Source organism: Mucilaginibacter aquaedulcis (genome assembly GCF_030409325.1).
In the GTDB taxonomy this organism is placed as follows: Bacteria; Bacteroidota; Bacteroidia; order Sphingobacteriales; family Sphingobacteriaceae; genus Mucilaginibacter; species Mucilaginibacter aquaedulcis.
In genome coordinates this window covers 393,726-414,294 of the sequence record NZ_JAUFPR010000002.1, presented here as the reverse complement: position 1 = coordinate 414,294, position 20,569 = coordinate 393,726, and the positions used below count along the sequence as shown (strand labels likewise).

Below are 20,569 nucleotides of genomic sequence, written 5' to 3'. Positions count from 1 at the left end.
TAATAAAATATTAAACCATGCCCGAATTACCAGATCTGCAAGCATTCAGTTATAACCTTGATAAAAAGCTGGCCGGAAAAACGCTTAAGGAGGTTAATATTGTAAATGCCAAAAAGCTAAATGTAACTCATAAAGAGTTAAAGGACACGCTTGAAGGTCAAAAGCTTGATAAAGTTTACCGGGAAGGTAAGGAGCTATATATTAAGTTTTCAAAGGGCGATGTATTGGCACTACACTTAATGCTGAATGGTAAACTGTTTTTATTTAATGGCCAAAATGACAACAGATACTCTATTATAGAATTACTTTTCACAGATGGTACAGGTTTAGCCCTCGCCGATTTTCAGGGCATAGCTAATCCTACTTTAAATCCTGAAGATAAAGAATCGCCCGATGCGTTATCAAAAAATGCCGGAGTTGATTATCTGTCGGCCCGGCTGCAAAAAACCAAGACCAATATCAAAACTGTATTGCTCGATCAAAAAATTATTCGTGGTATTGGTAACGCTTATGCTGATGAAATTTTGTGGCATGCGGGTATATCTCCGTTTTCAGCAAGCAACAAGATACCTGCTGGTAAAGTAAAAGAATTGGTTCAATCCATACACACTGTTTTAATGGACGCAGAGAAACAAATACTTAGATCTAATCCTGAAATTATTAGCGGTGAGATCAGGGATTTTATGCATATCCACAATTCAAAGAAAACACATAGCCCAAAGGGTGCAGAGATCAAAATAAAAGATGGAACGCGCAAAACTTATTATACCGATGAACAGGAATTGTATTCCTGAACCGTTAGGTATAGTAAGTTGTTATTTTCTGATCATTTTATAATGCCTTATGCCAGCCTCTTCAAACTCAGGACCTGTTTTCTCAAAGTTAAATTTTTCGTAAAGTGATACAGCCTGAACCTGGGCATGTAAATAAACGTAACCCGCATCGGCAGGCAAATCATTCAAAACGGCTTGTACCAGTGCTTGGCCAACTCCGTGACCACGAAATTTCTGCAACACAGCAAATCGTTCTAGCTTATATCCTTTATCGGTTTTGCGCCAACGGCATGCACCGGCAGGCTCTTCATTAATTGTAGCTAAAAAATGGTTCGATTCATCTTCAAATTCCCATTCGAGTTCCGGAGGACAATTTTGCTCAACAACAAACACCTCTCTCCTAACGGCAAATACTTGATCAAGATCTGTTTGTTCAGTTACTTTTTCTACTTTTAAGTTTGTGGGCATTGGTATAATGTGGTTTAGTCTTAAGTAAATTTAATTTTTCGGTGTGGTTTTCTTCGGCCGCATCAATAGAATGCGTACAGGTTAAATCATCCTCTTTCTCGGCCAATTCAGCTAATTGCACATAAAATTTATGCAACTGATCAAGCTCTTTTTCGGTAATATCTTCAATATCAACCATCCGGTTACTGGCCCCCTGATGGGAGGCCAACAATTCGTTCAATTTTAGATGTATAGCCTTTGAATCCTTGTTTTGTGATTTCTGGATCAAAAAAACCATCAGGAATGTAACAATGGTTGTTCCTGTATTGATAATAAGCTGCCAGGTATCAGAATAATGGAATATGGGGCCTGTTATTCCCCATATAATAATGACACTTATTGCAATTAAAAAGGCTGCAGAGCTACCGGTTGCTATGGTTGCCCAATTGGCAAACCTTTCAAATAAATTCTTTTTTTGAGGTGTCATTATTTTAATTTTTTGTTACAATATATAAACAACAAAGCGCCATTACAACAAATGTAATGGCGCTTTGTTAAATTTTGATGAATATTATAACTTGCTGTTTACATCAACACAGTTCAGGTCTTCAAAAGCTACGGCTAACCTTTTAACAAAGGTTTCTTCGGCTTTGCGCAACCATACACGTGGATCATAATATTTTTTATTGGGAGAATCCTCACCTTCAGGGTTACCGATCTGGTGCTGTAAATAACCTTCTTTTGATTTATAATAATCTTTTATACCTTCCCAGAAAGCCCATTGCATATCGGTATCAATGTTCATTTTGATAGCGCCATATGAAATAGCCTCGCGGATTTCTTCCTGAGTTGAACCTGAACCACCGTGGAATACAAAGTTGATCGGTTTTTCGGCAGTTAAACCAAAGTGTTGTTTCACATACTCTTGTGAGTTATGTAAAATTACTGGCTGTAATTTAACGTTACCTGGTTTATATACACCGTGCACGTTACCAAAAGCAGCAGCAACTGTAAAGCGAGCGCTTACTTTTGATAGATGCTCATATGAGTAAGCAACATCTTCTGGTTGAGTATATAAACGCGAGCTGTCAACATCAGAGTTGTCGACACCATCTTCTTCACCGCCAGTTACACCTAACTCAATTTCAAGCGTCATACCTAATTTAGCCATGCGTGCCAGGTATTTAGCAGAAATTTCAATATTTTCTTCAATTGGCTCCTCAGATAAGTCGAGCATGTGTGATGAGAAAAGAGGCTTACCGGTTTCGGCAAAGAATTTTTCTCCATGATCAAGCAAACCATCTATCCATGGTAAAAATTTCATGGCGGCATGGTCTGTGTGCAAAATCACAGCAACGCCATAATGCTCTGCCAATAAATGAACGTGTTTAGCTGCAGATACTGCACCTAAAATGCAAGCCTGTAGTTTTGAATTATCCAGTGATTTACCGGCATAAAATTGTGCACCACCATTTGACAGCTGAATAATAACCGGAGAGTTTACCTGCTTTGCAGTTTCCATAACCGCGTTAATGGTATTGGTACCAGTAACATTTACCGCTGGTAAAGCAAACTGGTGCTTTTTAGCTACTTCAAATAGTTCCTGCACCTGATCGCCGTGCAGAACACCTTTATAATTTTTTAAATCCATGAGCTTTTATTTGGGCCTCGAAGTTATAATTTTGATATGAATTATAACACAATAGATACAAGATTTTTAAATATTTTCAGCAGCTTATGTCTTTTTCTTTTTGTTGAATAGCAGAAATCTTATTTCTTATGACAAAACTCCCACTTCAAATCTAATTTTTTTCGTTTCTTTGTGGTCAATTGAAAGAGCTCGACATAGATATGGCATGGTTTAAACGAGAGTTGAAAGGGATTATTACGACTACTGAGGAAAAGAAGGAAGCCCCCGATGGGATCTGGAATAAATGCCCAAATTGTAAGAAACCCCTGCATTATTCAGAGCAGGTTGAAAATCAATATGTTTGTCACTATTGTGGCTATCACCTGCGCATAGGTTCAAAAGAATACTTTGCGGTACTTTTTGATAATAACGAATTTACAGAGTTGTATCCTGATCTTACTTCGGGCGATCCGCTACACTTTGAAGACACTAAAAAATATACAGACAGACTAACCGAAACACAGTTTAAAACTGGGTTGAAGGATGCTATACGCGCCGGAGTCGGTAAAATTGATGGGCAGGACATCGTAATTGCCTGCATGGATTTTAACTTTATTGGTGGTTCAATGGGATCTGTAGTAGGCGAAAAAATTGCCCGTTCTATTGATTATTCCATAGCTAATAAAGTTCCGTTCCTGATGATATCAAAATCCGGTGGTGCAAGAATGATGGAAGCGGCTTTCTCTTTAATGCAGATGGCTAAAACATCGGCTAAGCTGGCTTTATTATCACAGGCTAAAATCCCATATATTTCTTTACTTACTGATCCTACTACAGGTGGTGTTACTGCATCATACGCCATGCTGGGCGATATCAATATTGCCGAACCCGGCGCATTGATTGGTTTTGCCGGCCCAAGAGTAATTAAGGAAACTATAAAGAAAGATTTGCCAAAAGGTTTCCAAACTGCAGAGTTTGTTCAGGAACACGGTTTCCTTGATTTTATAGTAGATAGAAGAGAAATGAAAGAGAAATTAGCTTCTTTTATCAAAATGATGGCTAATTAAAATAACAAGAACCATAATAAGAAAGGCTATCCACTTGGATAGCCTTTCTTATTATGGTAAATATCCCAATCTAATTTTTATTATATACCTTCAGTACCTGGCTCATGTCCTATCATCCTGCCAGTAGTACGGCCATGTGGACGACTTACAAAATCTGTTTGAGCAGGACCTTCCGAAGGGAATTCTCTTTTATTGGGTGGTGTTACATCATTTTTTTCACTGTATGAAGTATCGGCTCCAGTTTGGGGCTGATCAACTTCCGGCTGGTTGTGATAACCTGTATCCTCATTGTCTGATTCTCCTTCTTCTGGTATTTCATTATCATTACCCTCATCCGGAATTTCCAAAGGCTGATCATACTCCTCATCTCCATCGTTTAAATTATCCTGGTTAAAGGTTGGTTTCAGATCATCGCTATCATCATCACCTTCATCTTCCTTTAATTCATCATCGTCAAGTTCATTGCTATTGAAAGCATCTTCATTTTGCCCGGCAAATGAATTGGTGGTATTATCGAAATCATTGCGATTATTATCCTGGTCGTCCCAGGCTTCTTCACTATTAGTTATCATAGGTTTCTCATTTAGTTGTTAATGAGTAAACCTGTTATCTTAGTATATTGTTTTAATGATTATCGAAATAAGAAAATAAATTTCTTAAATAAATCATCAAAATAAAAATCCACTATTTAACTTAACCTAAATAGTGGATTCAAAATATTATTATCAGATGATTTAAACGTTCACAGGGCAGAGATCACGTATTTTAGAAACCACGTAGTCAACTTCGTCCTTAGTATTGTATTTTGAGAATGAAAACCTGACAGATGGCCTTGTTGAACTTGCATTAATAGCTGTAAGTACATGCGACCCAATATCGGTTCCTGAGCTACAAGCACTACCGCCAGATGCAGATATGCCTGCGATATCAAGATTAAACAACAACATATCGCCCATTTCCATTTCCGGGAAAGCTATGTTTAACACAGTATACAGACTTTTATCGGCATCTGTTTCCCCATTGAAGGTAATACCAGGTATCTGATCGGTTAATTTACCCATCATATATGATTTTAAGCCTTGTATATGTTTTTGGTGCTGATCCATTTCAGTGTAAGCCAGCTCAAGTGCCTTAGCAAGACCAACTATACCATAAATATTTTCGGTACCGCCACGCATATTGCGTTCCTGTGCCCCTCCATAAATAAAAGGTTTTATTTTTATACGATGATTAACGTGTAAAAAACCTACTCCTTTAGGGCCATGTAATTTATGTCCGGCGCATACTAAAAAATGAGCTTTTAGTTTACTCAAGTCATGCTGATAATGCCCCATGGTTTGTACAGTATCACAATGATAAATGGCGTTATAAGCTTCGCACAGATCACCGATACGCTCCATGTCAGACAAGGTACCGATCTCATTGTTGGCATGCATGATTGACACGAAACTGCGTTCGTTGTTTTTAAGTAACGTTTCCAGGTGATTGTAATCAATATTACCCTTGTTATCTGTGTCAACAAAACTCAGTTTTATGATACCTGTTTTTTCCATAGCCTCAAACGTATGGATCACTGCATGGTGCTCAATACGGCTGGTAATGGCATGAGTTATCTGGTTATCAATAATTCCGCAGCGAATTGCCGTATTATCAGCTTCGGTACCACTTGAAGTAAAAAATATCTCAGCAGGTGAAGTATGTAATAAATTAGCTATGGTTTTACGTGATTTTTCAATCAGCGTTCTTGCCTCCCTGCCGTGCGAATGAATAGATGAAGGGTTACCATAGTGGTTCTCCATCACTTTATACATTTCTTTTAAAACTTCAGGGTCAAGTGGTGTAGTAGCTGCATTATCAAAATAAACACGCATTTTTAATATCGAATTTTTGGGGTATATCTATTTATTAAATTAATTGTTTCAATAAGTGATCATCGATCACTTATTGAAACATATGTTATTGTACTTTTAAAATCTCTTTTATATCGGCAATAATTTTATTTGCCAGTCCGTTTGCTACAGTTTCTGAGTTTCCTTCAGAATATATCCTGATAATGGGTTCTGTATTTGACTTACGCAAATGTACCCATTCTTTATCAAATTCAATTTTAAGTCCGTCGATAGTACTATGAGGCTGTTTGCTATATTTCTCCTCTACTTTGCTTAAAAGGCCATCTATATCCATTTCAGGTGTCAATGTTATTTTATTTTTTGATATAAAATAACCAGGATATGACATACGCAAGCTCGAAACTGACTTACCATACTTAGCCAGATGAGTTAAAAATAATGCAATGCCAACTAATGCATCGCGACCATAATGCAATTCGGGATATATAACTCCACCATTACCTTCGCCACCTATAACTGCATTAACCTCCTTCATTTTGTTAACCACATTAACCTCTCCTACTGCCGCAGCATGATATTCGCCACCTTCTTTTTCAGTAACATCACGTAAGGCGCGGGTTGATGAAAGATTTGAAACTGTATTACCTTTAACATTTTGCAAAACATAATCAGCTACAGCTACAAGGGTATACTCTTCGCCAAACATATTTCCATCCTCACACACGAAGCACAAACGATCTACATCCGGATCAACGGCTACTCCTAAATGAGCTCTTTTTGCAAGAACTTCTTTTGATAACGCTATCAAGTTTTCAGGCAATGGTTCCGGGTTATGCGGAAAGTTTCCGTCTGGTTCACAATAAAGTTCATGAACGGTTTCAACCCCCAATGCGCTTAGTAAAGCAGGTACATAAATTCCACCGGTGGAGTTAACACAATCAATTACAACATTGAATTTAGCTTTCCTAATAGCAGCCACATCAACAAGTGGCAATGCCAGTATCAGATCAATATGCTTTTGCAGCCAACTATTATCTAAAGTAACTTTACCTAAATCATTTACATCTGCGTACTTAAAATCGCTGTTCTCTGCCATTTCAAGTACCTCTTTGCCATCGGCATCGCTTATGAACTCACCCGCAGCATTTAATAATTTCAGCGCATTCCATTGCTTTGGATTATGACTTGCGGTAAGAATAATACCTCCGGCAGCATTTTCACCAGTAACAGCAACTTCCACAGTGGGCGTTGTAGATAAACCAAGGTCAATAACATCAATGCCTAAGCCTTGTAAAGTACCTGTAACCAGGTTATTCACCATGGCACCTGATATGCGGGCATCTCGACCAACAACAATTTTCCTGATACCTGATTTTTGTACTGCCCAGGCGCCGTAAGCCGACGTGAACTTTACAATATCCAATGGCGTTAAGCCATCACCAGCCGCACCACCTATAGTGCCGCGTATCCCTGAAATAGATTTTATGAGTGTCAAAGTTATTTTGTTTTGTGAGGCAAAAGTAAAAATATTTAATCGATAGCTATATACAAATTATATTGTTTAAGTGCTCAATTCATTAGCTAAATGCACAATAATTATATAATCAATCACTTAATCGTTACATTTTCAATGATTAAGCAATACAATCACTCCATGTGCAATTTTAACGTAAAAAAGTACATTTTGCGTACTTTTTTAGTAATATCTCTCTGATTTAAATTCCATTCATGTAATTGCATCAATGTTGTATTAAAGTATTTGATAACTTTGGCAATTATTGCTTAACAAAGCTGTTATACGTATTGAATATTTATATAAAACACTCCAATGCCTGATTATCTTTTACAACTTGACCGGCATTTATTTTACTTTATAAACCATGATCTTTCAAATGCTTTTTTTGATTGGATCATGCCGCTATTACGGAATCCTAAATTCTGGATACCACTTTATATATTCATCATAGGCTTTTGCATTTACCGTTATAAAAAGCAGGGAGCAGTAATCATTATTCTATTGGCCATAACAGCAGGCTTTGCCGATTTTACAAGCGCAAGTATCATCAAATACAATGTTAAAAGGCTAAGGCCCTGCCGCGACCCAATTGTTTCGCAAACAGATATTAGCAGGGTTCCATGTGGTACGGGTTATAGTTTCCCTTCAACCCATGCTACCGATCATTTCGCTGTGGCTATATTCCTCAGTTTTGTTTTTTTTAGAAAATGGCGATGGATATGGTTTTGGGCTATTTTGTGGGCTGGCCTCATAAGCTTTGCGCAGGTATATGTAGGAGTTCATTTTCCTGTAGATATTATTTGTGGTGCCTTATATGGTACACTTACTGGCGCACTGTTTGCTTTATTCTTCAAAAAACTACAACCTGAATTTTAATGACTGCCTGGAAAGTTATTTTGTTATTCTTTAGTGCATTTTGTGGCGGCATATCTGTATTTTTATTCAAGGGCGATAATCATAAAACCCTCAAGCTAATATTATCTTTCAGTGGTGCTTTTTTATTTGGGATAACCGTACTGCATTTAATTCCGGATGCTTATCATGGCAACGATAATTGGGTTGGTGTATTCATACTCGCCGGCTTTTTATTCCAGATAGTGCTTGAGCAGTTTTCTGACGGCATTGAACACGGACATATGCATAAACCCAAGCATGATCAGGTGGTATTCCCGCTGGTTATTATGGTAAGTTTATGTTTACATGCCTTTTTAGAGGCCATGCCGCTTGCACAAGGCAACCAGGATCAGTTGGTTTATGGTATAGCTTTGCATCATATACCGGCTGCTTTTGCTCTGGCTACTGTATTGTTAACCAATAAACAAAGCAAACGCAATACCGTAATTTTTGTAATATTATTCGCCATCATGGCGCCTGCGGGGTATTTTTTCAGCACGGCACTGAGTAATGGCAATATTGGCAATTTACAGCATTATTTCAACCGTATTATGGGGGTTGTTATCGGTATATTTCTGCATATATCAACCACCATCTTATTTGAATCAAATGCAGATCATCGTTTTAACAGGCGCAAAATGATAGCCGTACTATTGGGAGTTGCAATAGCACTGGCTGGTTTCGTAAGCGAGCTATAATGTTCCTGATCTTAATTTATACTTTCCAGCATTTTAATATATAAGTCTATTCCTTCCCTGATCTCATCAACATATATAAATTCATCAGCGGTATGTGAACGTGCCGAATCACCCGGGCCAACTTTTACTGAAGGGATATCCAGTAACGACTGGTCAGACGTAGTTGGTGAACCATAGGTAGTTCTGTCCAAAGTAATACCGGCCTGAACTATAGGGTGTTCCTTAGGTATTGACGAAGGCTTAAGTCGAATAGAACGAGGATTTACATCACAACTTACTTGCTGGCGGATGATCTCCAGTACTTCTTCGTTACGATAAGCATCTGTAACCCGCACATCAACTGTAAAAGTACAACTTGCCGGTACAACATTATGCTGTGAGCCTGCATTGATGATAGTAACCGACATCTTGATAGGCCCAAACACTTCAGACTCCTTAGGGAATTTAAAATTGCGGAACCATTCTATGTCCTTTAAAGCCTTATATATGGCGTTCTCCCCTTCTTCACGGGCCGCATGGCCTGCCCTGCCGTGTGCAACACAATCAAGAACCATTAAGCCGCGTTCGGCTATGGCCAGATGCATCAGGGTTGGCTCGCCTACTATGCCAAATTCCAGGTTACCTAATTCTGGTATTATAAGTTCTAATCCATTAACGCCGGATATTTCTTCTTCAGCCGTAGTGGCCAAGCAAAAATTATATTTTAAGTTTTCACGGTCATGAAAATAAAGAAATACAGCTATAAGCGATACCAGGCAACCTCCGGCATCATTACTTCCTAAACCATATAATTTACCATCTTCAATTTTGGCATCATAAGGATCACGTGTATACCCAGAGTTTGGTTTCACGGTATCATGATGAGAGTTAAGCAAAATGGTAGGTTTAGAGGCATCAAAATGCTTGTTCCAGGCCCATATGTTATTCATTTTGCGATGGGTTTGAACGCCATGCTGCTGCAAAAGTTCATTGATCAGATCGGCAGTACGATCCTCTTCTTTACTAAAGGATGGTATAGATATAAGTTGTTGCAGTAAAGTTACTGCCAGTTGAAATAAATTATTGTTATCGGCCATATATGTAGGCATATCCCATGATGGTAAGTGGGCAAAATTAATATTTTTTTCTTCAAAGCCGGTTAATTTGCGCTTAATGACAAATGAAATACGCAATTGGACTCTATCTTTCAGCAACAAATAATCTTTAGGTTACGATCAGTCATCTTCCATTTTGGAGTGTTTACGGGTATCATTCATCGTAATGTACAACACGAGCGACAATGCAATACAGATAGTTACATACCAATAAAACCATTGCTGGTGATGTTCATTTTTAAACAATAAAGCGATATATTCTGCCGTGCCGCCAAATAAAGAAACCGCTATAGCGTAAGGGAAACCAACTCCTAAAGCCCGTACGTTAGCCGGAAAAAGCTCCGCCTTTACTACGGCATTTATAGATGTGTATCCGCTTACAATTATCAGTGCACATAATATCAGGATAAAGGCCATCCAAAAATCTTTAGTCTCACTCAAAAGGGTCATGATGGGGATAGTTGTGAGTGTACCTAATATACCAAAGCCAATAAGCAAAGGTTTACGGCCTATTTTATCTGACAGTAAACCAAACGCCGGTTGCAATAACATAAACACCGCCAGCGTAAGTGTTGACACTGAAGTTGCATCGTTCTTGCTAAAACCCGAGGTATTCACCAAAAATTTTTGCATGTAAGTGGTAAACGTATAAAAAGCCAGCGTACCTCCTGCAGTTAAACCTATAACCGTAAATACAGCTTTAGGGTGTTTAGCCAACGCGCTGAGCGTTCCTTGCATGGAGCGCGATTTGGTATTTTCTTTTTGAAAAGATACTGATTCCTGAAGACTGCGCCTTAAGTACATAGTTATGACAGCTAAAAAAGCGCCAATACCAAACGGAATGCGCCAGCCCCAGTCATGCAGTTGCTGTTCGGTTAAAAAAATGCGTTGCAATAAAACTAAAACCCCTAATGCCATCAACTGCCCCATGATGAGGGTTACATACTGAAAGCTGGAGTAAAATCCACGATGCTTACGGCCTGCCATCTCGCTTAAATAGGTGGCACTTGTACCATACTCGCCTCCTACACTAATCCCTTGAATAATACGGGCAAGTACCAGTAGCAAAGGAGCCGCCACTCCTATTGACCGGTAGCCCGGTGTTACGGTAATGATCAGCGAACCAACGCTCATTAAAAGCACAGATGAGGTTAGGGCTGATTTACGCCCATATCTATCGGCAAATGTTCCCATTAACCAGCCACCTATCGGGCGCATCAAAAAACCAATGGCAAAAATCCCTGCTGTATTTAAAAGTTGCATGGTTTGATTATCTGATGGAAAAAAAGCATCGGAAAAGTAAAGAGCAAATGCAGTGTATACGTACCAATCATACCATTCAACCAAATTCCCTAATGAGCCACCAATTATTGATTTAATTCTTGCACCTGTGGTTTTGGGGATTGCTGTGGTTTGTTCGGTCGTCATATATTGGTATAGGCTATTTAGTGCTAAAAGTAAGAGATAATTTCAGTTTAATGTTATCTGATGAAACATAACCCTTAATTGAAAAAAGTTGAGAGTTATAAAATTTATTCAATCAAAAAATCATATTAAACCAACGGGCAAAATGCTTACTTTGTTTTCATGTTTTTTACCGAAGACTTTTTACACTACGTTTGGAAATTTAGGCTATTTGATCGAAAAGATTTACTGACCGATGATGGTGAAACGCTGGAGATACTATCTGTTGGTATGCACAACACAGACTCCGGCCCGGATTTTCATAACGCAAGAATAAGGATTGGTGGAACCGAATGGGCTGGCAATGTAGAGGTTCATCTCTCGGCTTCCGACTGGCAAAAGCATGGCCATACTACAGACAATGCTTATGAAAACGTAATACTGCACGTGGTATACCGTAATGATGAACCTTTGATTTTATCCAGCGGTCGTAAAGTACCTACCCTACAGCTAAAAGATCGCGTGCCTGATGAACTTTTTGATCGTTACAGACAAATGGTTTTCGGCAATCAGAGAATCATACCCTGTGAAGGTAGCATAGCCGGTATTGATGGCCTGATCATGCACAACTGGCTTACCCGGGTTTTGGTGGAGCGTTTGGAAAAGCGGTCAATAGCAGTAACTGATGCCTTGGCTCTTAACCGTGGCGATTGGGAAGAAACTTTTTATCAATTTCTGGCTGCCAACTTTGGTTTTAAAATTAACGCGTTACCCTTTGAGCTTTTAGCAAAATCATTACCGCAAATTATACTTGCTAAACATAAAAATAATGCCATGCAAGTTGAGGCCCTGATATTTGGCCAGGCAGGTTTTTTGAATGGCGAGCTCAAAGATGATTATCCTGTTAAATTGCAAAAGGAATATGATTTTTTGAGCAAAAAGTATAACCTGAAACCAATTGAAACACATTTGTGGAAATTTATGCGCCTGCGGCCACCTAACTTTCCTACCATAAGGTTGGCCCAATTTGCCGCGTTGATAGTCCAATCAAACCATTTATTATCAAAAATATTGGAGATTAAAGAGGTCAGTTCCTTAAGAGCTTTGTTTGCCGATATTAAAGTAAATGAATACTGGAATAATCATTATAAGTTTGATATAGAATCGAAACCATTAGCTAAAAACCTCGGATCTTCATCTATTGATATCTTACTTATTAATACACTGGCCTTATTTTTGTTCAGTTATGGAAAACAACATCAACAGCAGTATTTTATAAGCCGTAGTTTGAAGTTATTGGAAAATTTACCAGCAGAACAAAACAATATTACCGAAGATTTTATTATCTTAGGGCTGAAAATTAACAATGCTTTTGAGTCGCAGGCCCTGCTGGAGTTGAAAAATAATTATTGTAATTATAAGAAATGCCTGCAATGTGGCGTTGGTAATAAGATATTAAAACTTGCCTGAAATGATACAGAGAATATTAACTTTTTTTGAACGGTACTCCTTTGGTGTATGCACTTATCTTGGGGAAAGGTTTAATGTTTCTATATCAAAAATCCGCTTATTTTTTATTTATTCCTCTTTTCTGGCTGTAGGTTTCCCCCTGATATTTTACTTTTTTGCGGGTATAGTGTTAGATATCCGTAACTATATAAAGCGTCGCCATACGGGGGTTACAGATCTTTAATTGTTCAGATCTTTTATTTATTCAAACAAGCTTTCCGGTTTTAACTGCATTCTGTAAATGCCGTACCTTAAACTTTGGCTTATAACAGTATTTAGCCAATTGTTTTACCCATGTACTATTGTAGCCGAACATTATCTTGATCATCCTTACCCTTGTTGAGCCTTTAGGATAACCATATTTGTACCAGGTAAATTTTGATTGGTCTATTTTAAATTCGTCAGCAAAATCGGCTAAAAAAAGATCTATCTCGATGTCAAATATATCCAGATCAAGATCGATGCTGGTATCCAGGCTTAAGCTCCCCGGGTCAACATGATTTATCTTGTAGCGATTGCAATAATCAACAATAAATTCTTTTAATGGCGGCAATATCTCTTCCATCTTAAACGAATAAAGTTTTGATCATTTTTATGTATAAGACGCACTTTTTAAAATTAGGTTGCATCTTTGAGTGCTTTATTTCAGAAAAGGTTCAGCAAATCGTTTTGAAATAAAACCCGATGTTTATAATTGTATTCTCTTAATAAAAGCACATGGAACTAAAAGTTATAGCTTTTGATGCGGATGATACCCTATGGGTTAATGAACCTTATTTTCAAAATACGGAAAAGAAATTTTGCAGCCTTCTTGAAGATTTTTTGCCTCAACATTCCATATCCAGCGAACTTTTTAAGATAGAGGTAGATAACTTAGCACTTTACGGTTATGGCATCAAAGGATATATTCTAAGCATGATTGAGGCTGCGCTTAAAATATCGGATAAAAAGATAGGACTTGCAGCGGTTGACCTGATACTTGAATATGGTAAAGAAATGCTTAACCAGCCTATTGAACTACTGGATAACGTAGAAGATGTGCTGGCAACATTAAAGCCACATTACAGGCTGGTGGTGGCCACCAAGGGTGATTTACTTGACCAGGAGCGAAAATTAAAAAAATCAGGGCTGGCACATTATTTCCATCATATTGAGATCATGTCTGACAAGCGTGAGGATGATTACATCAAATTGATAAAGCATTTGGATATTGACCCGGATGAATTTTTGATGGTAGGCAATTCTTTAAAATCAGATGTGATGCCGGTTATCAATATTGGCGGACACGCTATTCATGTTCCATTCCACACTACCTGGGCCCATGAACATGTAGAAACCAATCTAATACACCAAAATTTTAAACAGGCAAATTCTTTAAGCGAAATTCTGCCTTATATACCTATATGAAACAAAAACTAAACATCGATACCTGGGCACGCAAAGAACATTTTAATTTCTTTAAAAATTTTGAAGAGCCTTTTTATGGTGTTGTTGTAAATATTGATTGTACTGAAGCATACAGATCAGCCAAAGCAAACGGCCTATCTTTTTTTTGGTACTACATGCACAAATCACTAACAGCGGTTAATACTCTTGAACCATTTAAATACCGTATTTATGGTGAAGAAGTTTTTCTATATGACCAGATTAACGCTGGCCCCACTATCGGTCGGGCCAATGGCACATTCGGTTTTTCATATGTATACTACCATCCTTCTTTTGATGAATTTATAATTGGAGCCAATAAAGAAGTTGAACGCGTGCAAAGTACAACTACCCTGTTTGCAGAAAACCTTAATGATGACATTGTTCATTATTCGGCACTACCATGGATAGATTTTACCAGCCTGTCGCACGCGCGAAGTTTTTCTTTTCAGGATAGCTGTCCCAAAATATCGTTTGGTAAAATGACAGAAAATGGAGGCAAGTTAACCATGCCGGTATCTATTCATGTTCATCATGCACTAATTGATGGCTTTCATGTAGGCCAATATGTTGATCTTTTTCAGCAGTTGATGAATGAGAGGCTTTAGATAGTCTTTTCCATAACTATCAACTCGATTGGCTGCTTAGGGCTACCGAACCGGCCGTGATCATGAAAAGGCTGTATTTCACCAGTAAAGCTATAACCTCGACGCTCGTACCAGTTTATGAGTTCGGCACGTGTACTTATAACCGTCATCGTTATAGTATGGCAATTGAGTTGAATTGCCAAGTTTTCTGCTGCTTCAAGCAAAGCACGCCCTACTCCTTTGCCCTGAAGCAATGGCGATACACTAAACATGCCCAAATACAATTTACTACCTTTAACCTCCAAATAAACACAGCCGGTAATAACATTTTCTTCATTAGTGTACTTTAAAATACTGATGGCTTCATTACTCAAATATTCAATAAGCATAGCCTCGTCTATTCTTATTCCATCTATGAGGTCAGTTTCAGTAGTCCAGCCTTTTTTTGATTCTTCACCCCGGTAGGCACTGTTAACAAGTAAATTTAACTCCGGGACATCAATAATTGATGCTTTAGTAATTAGCATATATTCAGAAACGTAATTTATAAAAGTTTAAAATCCTCACGAACAGGATTAAATATATCTATCAATTTACAATCAGTAATTGCCCGGCCTCCATGTATCACATTGGGTGGTATAATAGCAAATGTGCCGGTATCCAGTATCCTGGATACGCCATCAACAGTAAGTTCAAACTGCCCTTCAATAACAAAAGCGCACTGATGATTAATGTGCTGATGTAACGGAGATACACAACCGGCTTTCACTTCTATGAAATTGATGGTATTGGTGGGCGTATGTATTATTTTAGAGAAAAATCCCGGGGCTATTTCTTTAATTGAGATATCGGCGAATTGATTAAAAACTTGACTATCTGCCATAACTTTTAGGCACTGTGTAAAGCAGGCTTGATGTAAAAGTATAAAATTTATATATAGTCAAATAATTCTTATGGATGAACAATCATTAAAAATCTTTACAGCCAAAAACTAAGCCGTATATTTAGGGTTAACAATAAGTACTGAGATATTTTACACTTGATATGGCTTTCATTGATTATTACAAAACATTGGGCGTAAGTAAAACAGCTTCAGATAAAGACATCAAAAATGCTTACCGAAAGCTGGCGCGCAAATACCATCCCGATCTTAACCCTGATAATGCAGATGCTCATAAAAAATTCCAGGAACTAAATGAAGCCAACGAAGTATTGAGTGACCCGGAAAAACGTGCCAAATATGATAAGTACGGCGAAAATTGGCAGCATGGTGAAGCTTATGAACAACAGGCAAGGCAACAACAAAGCAGGCAAGGTAGTTACGGCGGTGCTGGTGGTTTTGGAAACTTTACTGACAGCGAAAGTTTTGGCGGCGGCGATTTTTCTGATTTCTTTAAATCTATGTTCGGTGGTGGAGGAAGCCGGCAAACTAAATATCGCGGACAAGATTTTAATTCTGAATTGCATTTAACTCTACAAGATATTGCGGAAACCCACAAACGTACATTAACTGTAAATGGGAAAAGTATCAGAATAAATATACCTGCTGGAATAGAAAACGGACAAACTATTAAAATAACGGGACATGGCGGCGCAGGAGTAAATAATGGCCCGGCCGGTGACCTCTATATTAAATTTGCTATTAGCGATGATGCACGCTTTAAACGTGATGGCATCAATTTATATGCTACCATCAAACTTGACCTTTATATTGCTATACTTGGCGGCGAAATAATGGCCGACACTTTAACAGGCAAAGTAAAGGTTAAAGTAAAACCTGAAACACAAAACGGCACCAAAGTAAAACTCAAAGGAAAAGGTATGCCTGTTTACAAAAAAGCTAATGAATTTGGCGACCTGTACCTTACTTATGACATTCAAATTCCTGTAAACCTTACCGACAAACAAAAACAACTCTTTGAAGAACTTTCAAAATCGTGAAGCAAATTAGCAAGAAGATGAAAACAACAGGTTTAATTTCAACAAGTGAGTTTTGTATGTTTCACAACGTGGAGATCCATTTTGTAGAAATGTTACAGGAGGCCGATCTGATAAAAGTTACTATTGTTAATAAAGATACATTTATACCTAAAGCAGAACTTCAGAAACTTGAAAAACTCATTAGTCTTTATCAATTAGGTATTAATATAGAAGGCCTCGAAGCCATTATTCATCTATTAGACCGCTTTGAAAAAACACAGGAAGATTTACGTCACTTAAAAAACAAATTGAGACTATATGAAAATGAGTAAGCTATTATCTATACTTCAAAATCATAGTTTCACTTACAATAATGGCACCCACAATTAACGATTTAGGTTATTCCGTACATTTCAATATAGCAATATCATAACGACTTGGGGGTTCTCAAAGAAACCCACTAAACCTAAAGGGAGATTTATAGTCTATAAATTAAAATAACTAAGGTATTAACTTTAATTTTTTGATTTATGAAACTGCTTAAATTTTCAATTGTAACTTTAGCAATACTTTTTTCAGTACAATTTGCTAAAGCACAAACCATATCTATTGGAGCCACATTTGGAGGCCATTATCCGCATACCAGAGTATTAATTGCAAGCGGGTATCCTGCATATGCATATTATAACAGTCCGGTATATTATGGTTATAGCGGTTATTATCGTCGTCCGTATTATCCGTTTCGTTATTACCATCGACCGGTTTACTATCGCTCACCACGCCATTATAGGCACTGGTAATAACGCTAAAAAGCGCTTAAAGATAATAGGCGCTTTTTTATGTTATTACATATTGTATTTCCAATATTACTTTTTTCCGTCTAAAAAGTGTTGTAATGCTTCCTGCGTAAATGCTGATAAAACCAGCTCTCCACTTATGGCAGCCCGTTCATTCAATAATTCATCCCAGTTTTCTGTCCCCTCCCATAATATTTCTTTTAAAGCCTTGAGCGCATCTGGATTATATGATACAAGTTTTTCCGTAAGCTCATCAACACCGACATCAAGCGAAATAATATCCGGATAAATATTGTTATATAAGCCTTTATCGCAAGCCCATTGAGCTGTTTGAAATTCAGAAGCCTGGATACTAAGCTGACTAAAAGCAGGTAAACCAACTTTTCGGGTTACAGCCGGTGAAATTACAAAAGGCCCAATGCCGATGGTTAACTCACTTAGCTTTATGGACGCAAATTGACTGGCCAGGCAATAATCGGCTACAGCAGCCAGCCCTACTCCACCACCAACAGCTTTGCCCTGCACACGGACTATAATAATTTTTGATGATTTGCGGCAGGCATTTATCACATTTGCAAAGCCTGAGAAAAATAACGCTCCTGTTGCCTTGTCCTTTATTTGTATCAATTCATCAAAACTTGCACCTGCGCAAAAAGTTCTATCTCCCTCGCTTTTTAATATAATAACCTTTACGGTGGCATCACGATCAGCCTTTGTTATAGCTGATGTAAGTTCAGTTAAAAGATTAGATGGTAATGAGTTTTGTGAAGGGTGGTAAAAACTGATTGTAGCTACACCATTTGTGCTTGTTAAAAGTGATATTTTTCCGTTATCAAAAGACGACATAATTTACAGGTTTATTTAACGATATGATCCGAAAATTTCGGTTACCATCAATATCTGAAGTATTTATCTTACCTGCAATTTTTGCTTAAAATAGTTTATAAATATTGATTGCTTAATCAATCAACTGCAATTCAAAGTAAAAAGTAGCCCCTTTACCTAATTCACTTTCTACACCTATTTTACCATGATGATTATTAATGATTTCGGTACTGATATAAAGACCCATACCCAAGCCACTCGTCATAAATTTTTTATCTTCTACACGGTAAAAACGCTCAAATATTTTATCCAATTGCTCTTCTGATAAACCTATGCCAAAATCAGTTACTGAAACACGCACTGTATTATCATTCACTGATGTTTTTAGAATAATCTCTTTATTTGATTGTGAGTATTTTACAGCATTATTTATAAAATTCATTAAAACCTGCTCTAACCTTTCTGCATTACCCTCTGTATATAATTCGGATGTCGATTGGTTTTCAAACTCGTATGAAGGATAAATATGCCTTGCGTTTTCAATCACTGAGGCCATGAGTTCAGAGAGGTTAACCTTGCTTAAGGCGTATTCAAGTTTTCCGGCTTGTATTTTACTAACATCAAGCAGATCATTCACCAGGCGCTGCAGTTTATTAATCGCCACGCTCGCTTTTTCAATATACTGCTTCACAACAGGAGGCACCTCTTCCTTTTTATAGGAAGTGATAAGCTGCAAATACCCTTTTAAACTGGTTAGTGGCGTTTTGAGTTCATGGCTTGCTATACCAATAAACTCATCTTTACGATCCATCTCCTTTTTCTGATCCTCAATATCGGTAGCGGTTCCAACCCAAAAAATTATCTCCCCTTTATCGTCATGCAGTGGTATAGCCCGGTTTAAATGCCATCGATAAGTATCGTCCCATTTTTTATAACGATTTTCAACTTCAAATACCTCACCAGTTTTTAAAGCATTGATGTACTTATCCATGGTGTTTGACAAATCATCCGGGTGCACAATTTGCTGCCAACCCCAACCTGCCGTTTCACCATACCGCCTACCGGTATAGTTATACCATTGCTGGTTATAAAAGTCAACCTCACCACCGGGCAAATTTGTCCAGGTCATTTGGGGGATATTATTGGCCAATAATTTAAAATGCTCCCGGCTTATCAATAAATCATTTGTACGTTCCCTTACGGTATCCTCCAATTCGTTATTCAATTTTTCGGCGGCATTTTGAGCTATTAATAGTTGCTCATTTTTTACTTTAAGCTCCCATTCAGCCTCTTTCTGGCTGGTAAGATCTGTTAAAATAAGACTCAGCGCGGTACCTTCGTCCAAATCAAGAGTTGTACATGATACCAGACAAGGTGTTAATTGAAATTCCTTATTAGCCAGCAGTATTTCGCCTTTACAATCCTCATACCATCCCTTCTTGATCAATTCATTAAATTTATCTTCAGATATTTCCGGAATGAATGTTTCAAAACTGAGTCCTATCACTTTTTCAAGCGACAAATTCATCATAGTTGCAAAACGAGAATTACAATATAAGATAACTCCGAACCGGTTAAGTGTTACCGCACCCTCATTCATTTTTTCTATGAAAACGCGGTAGGTTTGGTCGGCAGTTTTAAGGGTATATAATTGATGCCCATCATCACCTTTAACTATAAGTGCATCAACCTGCCCACTTCGAATAGCTTCAATAGTATCAGTAGCCTCTTCTAATTGAATCTGAAGCTCCTTATTACGATTCACCAGCTCATCATATGTATGTTTAGCCTGCTCCATTAATTTTCTGTGTGTAAACCAAGCCCTCTTAATACCTTACTGGTATCAGACATATCTCCTATCAATCTTCGTTCCACACCTGGCGCCTTTTTAATCAGTAAAGGCAAAGCAATGATCTGCTCTTTCTCCGCAATCAAAGGTTGCTGATAAACATCAATAATTTCCAGATCATAATTATCCCTTAAATGGGTTTCACAAATATCTTTGAGATTTGATATTGCGCGTGAAGAGTTGGGTGATGCTCCTGTTATGAATAAACGTAACTTGAAAACATGCTGCTCACTCTCATTAATTAAGTGATTGTTATATAAAGGAGATTGATCTTGTTCAGACAT

General features: G+C 37.8%; 24 protein-coding genes. 10 read left to right on the top strand and 14 right to left on the bottom strand.

Annotated elements, in window-relative coordinates; translation table 11 throughout:
* Positions 1–17: 17 nt before the first annotated feature.
* The gene (locus QWZ01_RS06355; protein WP_290322456.1) at positions 18–794 is read left to right on the top strand and encodes a DNA-formamidopyrimidine glycosylase family protein; all 777 of its coding nucleotides are present in this window, start codon (positions 18–20) and stop codon (positions 792–794) included.
* 21 nt (positions 795–815) lie between these two features.
* On the opposite strand, the gene QWZ01_RS06350 is transcribed toward QWZ01_RS06355, so the two are convergent.
* The 3 genes from QWZ01_RS06350 to fbaA all read right to left on the bottom strand — a co-directional run bounded on the left by QWZ01_RS06350 (position 816) and on the right by fbaA (position 2,871).
* Positions 816–1,241 (bottom strand): GNAT family N-acetyltransferase, encoded by a 426-nt coding sequence (locus QWZ01_RS06350; RefSeq protein ID WP_290322455.1) that lies wholly within the window; start codon positions 1,239–1,241, stop codon positions 816–818.
* Positions 1,207–1,707, bottom strand: a complete 501-nt coding sequence (locus QWZ01_RS06345) for a low affinity iron permease family protein (RefSeq protein ID WP_290322454.1) — start codon at positions 1,705–1,707, stop codon at positions 1,207–1,209. The genes QWZ01_RS06350 and QWZ01_RS06345 overlap by 35 nt, the downstream gene beginning before the upstream one ends.
* A gap of 84 nt (positions 1,708–1,791) precedes the next feature.
* Positions 1,792–2,871 (bottom strand): class II fructose-bisphosphate aldolase, encoded by a 1,080-nt coding sequence (fbaA, locus tag QWZ01_RS06340; protein WP_290322453.1) that lies wholly within the window; start codon positions 2,869–2,871, stop codon positions 1,792–1,794.
* A 200-nt stretch (positions 2,872–3,071) separates the two neighbouring features.
* Between fbaA and accD the strand changes: the two genes are divergently transcribed.
* A complete protein-coding gene (gene accD / locus QWZ01_RS06335) occupies positions 3,072–3,917 on the top strand; it encodes an acetyl-CoA carboxylase, carboxyltransferase subunit beta (protein ID WP_290322452.1) in 846 nt (281 codons plus the stop codon).
* Positions 3,918–3,997: 80 nt separating this feature from the next.
* On the opposite strand, the gene QWZ01_RS06330 is transcribed toward accD, so the two are convergent.
* The 3 genes from QWZ01_RS06330 to glmM form a co-directional block, all read right to left on the bottom strand.
* Positions 3,998–4,489, bottom strand: coding sequence for a hypothetical protein (locus QWZ01_RS06330; RefSeq protein WP_290322451.1), 492 nt, complete (start codon positions 4,487–4,489; stop codon positions 3,998–4,000).
* A 162-nt stretch (positions 4,490–4,651) separates the two neighbouring features.
* Positions 4,652–5,788, bottom strand: a complete 1,137-nt coding sequence (locus tag QWZ01_RS06325; protein ID WP_290322450.1) for a cysteine desulfurase family protein — start codon at positions 5,786–5,788, stop codon at positions 4,652–4,654.
* An 85-nt stretch (positions 5,789–5,873) separates the two neighbouring features.
* On the bottom strand, positions 5,874–7,262 hold the full coding sequence (gene glmM / locus QWZ01_RS06320) for a phosphoglucosamine mutase (RefSeq protein ID WP_290322449.1): 1,389 nt from the start codon (positions 7,260–7,262) through the stop codon (positions 5,874–5,876).
* Positions 7,263–7,595: 333 nt separating this feature from the next.
* Here glmM and QWZ01_RS06315 point away from each other — a divergent pair, with 333 nt between their 5' ends.
* A complete protein-coding gene (locus tag QWZ01_RS06315; protein WP_290322448.1) occupies positions 7,596–8,159 on the top strand; it encodes a phosphatase PAP2 family protein in 564 nt (187 codons plus the stop codon).
* Entirely contained in the window at positions 8,159–8,875 is a 717-nt protein-coding gene (locus tag QWZ01_RS06310; protein WP_290322447.1) for a ZIP family metal transporter, read from the top strand. Before QWZ01_RS06315 ends, QWZ01_RS06310 begins: the two co-directional genes overlap by 1 nt.
* Positions 8,876–8,886: 11 nt before the next feature.
* Here QWZ01_RS06310 and QWZ01_RS06305 read toward each other — a convergent pair whose 3' ends face one another.
* Together QWZ01_RS06305 and QWZ01_RS06300 are read right to left on the bottom strand one after the other, a co-directional pair.
* The gene (locus tag QWZ01_RS06305) at positions 8,887–9,963 is read right to left on the bottom strand and encodes a M20 family metallo-hydrolase (RefSeq protein WP_435404563.1); all 1,077 of its coding nucleotides are present in this window, start codon (positions 9,961–9,963) and stop codon (positions 8,887–8,889) included.
* A 126-nt stretch (positions 9,964–10,089) separates the two neighbouring features.
* Positions 10,090–11,397 carry an MFS transporter gene (locus tag QWZ01_RS06300; RefSeq protein WP_290322445.1) on the bottom strand — a complete coding sequence of 436 codons (1,308 nt, stop codon included), beginning with the start codon at positions 11,395–11,397 and terminating at the stop codon, positions 10,090–10,092.
* Positions 11,398–11,556: 159 nt separating this feature from the next.
* Between QWZ01_RS06300 and QWZ01_RS06295 the strand changes: the two genes are divergently transcribed.
* Complete coding sequence (locus QWZ01_RS06295) at positions 11,557–12,843, top strand: DUF2851 family protein (protein WP_290322443.1); 1,287 nt, start codon at positions 11,557–11,559, stop codon at positions 12,841–12,843.
* Between the two features lies 1 nt (position 12,844).
* Positions 12,845–13,066 (top strand): PspC domain-containing protein, encoded by a 222-nt coding sequence (locus tag QWZ01_RS06290; RefSeq protein ID WP_290322441.1) that lies wholly within the window; start codon positions 12,845–12,847, stop codon positions 13,064–13,066.
* Between the two features lie 21 nt (positions 13,067–13,087).
* On the opposite strand, the gene QWZ01_RS06285 is transcribed toward QWZ01_RS06290, so the two are convergent.
* Positions 13,088–13,447, bottom strand: coding sequence for a DUF1493 family protein (locus QWZ01_RS06285; protein WP_290322440.1), 360 nt, complete (start codon positions 13,445–13,447; stop codon positions 13,088–13,090).
* 152 nt (positions 13,448–13,599) lie between these two features.
* On the opposite strand from QWZ01_RS06285, the gene QWZ01_RS06280 reads away from it, so the two are divergent.
* Complete coding sequence (locus QWZ01_RS06280; RefSeq protein ID WP_290322439.1) at positions 13,600–14,289, top strand: HAD family hydrolase; 690 nt, start codon at positions 13,600–13,602, stop codon at positions 14,287–14,289.
* Positions 14,286–14,915, top strand: coding sequence for a chloramphenicol acetyltransferase (locus QWZ01_RS06275; protein WP_290322438.1), 630 nt, complete (start codon positions 14,286–14,288; stop codon positions 14,913–14,915). Before QWZ01_RS06280 ends, QWZ01_RS06275 begins: the two co-directional genes overlap by 4 nt.
* Here QWZ01_RS06275 and QWZ01_RS06270 read toward each other — a convergent pair.
* The gene (locus tag QWZ01_RS06270) at positions 14,912–15,421 is read right to left on the bottom strand and encodes a GNAT family N-acetyltransferase (protein ID WP_290322436.1); all 510 of its coding nucleotides are present in this window, start codon (positions 15,419–15,421) and stop codon (positions 14,912–14,914) included. The genes QWZ01_RS06275 and QWZ01_RS06270 overlap by 4 nt on opposite strands.
* Before the next feature lie 17 nt (positions 15,422–15,438).
* Entirely contained in the window at positions 15,439–15,777 is a 339-nt protein-coding gene (locus QWZ01_RS06265) for a cupin domain-containing protein (RefSeq protein ID WP_290322434.1), read from the bottom strand.
* A gap of 161 nt (positions 15,778–15,938) precedes the next feature.
* Here QWZ01_RS06265 and QWZ01_RS06260 point away from each other — a divergent pair, with 161 nt between their 5' ends.
* Positions 15,939–16,835 (top strand): J domain-containing protein, encoded by an 897-nt coding sequence (locus QWZ01_RS06260; RefSeq protein WP_290322433.1) that lies wholly within the window; start codon positions 15,939–15,941, stop codon positions 16,833–16,835.
* The gene (locus tag QWZ01_RS06255) at positions 16,832–17,146 is read left to right on the top strand and encodes a chaperone modulator CbpM (RefSeq protein WP_290322432.1); all 315 of its coding nucleotides are present in this window, start codon (positions 16,832–16,834) and stop codon (positions 17,144–17,146) included. Before QWZ01_RS06260 ends, QWZ01_RS06255 begins: the two co-directional genes overlap by 4 nt.
* 534 nt (positions 17,147–17,680) lie before the next feature.
* On the opposite strand, the gene QWZ01_RS06250 is transcribed toward QWZ01_RS06255, so the two are convergent.
* The 3 genes from QWZ01_RS06250 to QWZ01_RS06240 form a co-directional block, all read right to left on the bottom strand.
* Positions 17,681–18,457, bottom strand: coding sequence for an enoyl-CoA hydratase/isomerase family protein (locus QWZ01_RS06250; RefSeq protein WP_290322430.1), 777 nt, complete (start codon positions 18,455–18,457; stop codon positions 17,681–17,683).
* A 112-nt stretch (positions 18,458–18,569) separates the two neighbouring features.
* Positions 18,570–20,234 carry a PAS domain-containing sensor histidine kinase gene (locus QWZ01_RS06245; RefSeq protein WP_290322429.1) on the bottom strand — a complete coding sequence of 555 codons (1,665 nt, stop codon included), beginning with the start codon at positions 20,232–20,234 and terminating at the stop codon, positions 18,570–18,572.
* Positions 20,234–20,569, bottom strand: coding sequence for a circadian clock KaiB family protein (locus QWZ01_RS06240; protein WP_290322427.1), 336 nt, complete (start codon positions 20,567–20,569; stop codon positions 20,234–20,236). Before QWZ01_RS06240 ends, QWZ01_RS06245 begins: the two co-directional genes overlap by 1 nt.